Origin of the sequence: Shigella sp. FC1967, from assembly GCF_001743005.1 — a bacterium.
In the GTDB taxonomy this organism is placed as follows: domain Bacteria; phylum Pseudomonadota; class Gammaproteobacteria; order Enterobacterales; family Enterobacteriaceae; genus Proteus.
On the sequence record NZ_MIIZ01000087.1, the window covers coordinates 1 to 297 of the forward strand.

Sequence of the window (297 nt, forward strand, 5' to 3'; positions counted from 1 at the left end):
ATGCTTGAACCGGGACGACCGTCGCCCGGACAACCTAGCCTTCTCCGTTCCCCCATCGCAGTTACCACCAGTACGGGAATATTAACCCGTTTCCCATCGACTACGCTTTTCAGCCTCGCCTTAGGGGTCGACTCACCTGCCCCGATTAACGTTGGACAGGAACCCTTGGTCTTCCGGCGTGCGGGTTTTTCACCCGCTATTATCGTTACTTATGTCAGCATTCGCACTTCTGATACCTCCAGCATACCTCACAGTACACCTTCGCAGGCTTACAGAACGCTCCCCTACCCAACAACA

At 54.5% G+C, this 297-nt stretch carries 1 rRNA gene; it reads right to left on the bottom strand.

Annotated elements, in window-relative coordinates:
• Positions 1 to 297, bottom strand: a 23S ribosomal RNA gene (locus BHE89_RS00660); the annotation flags it as partial.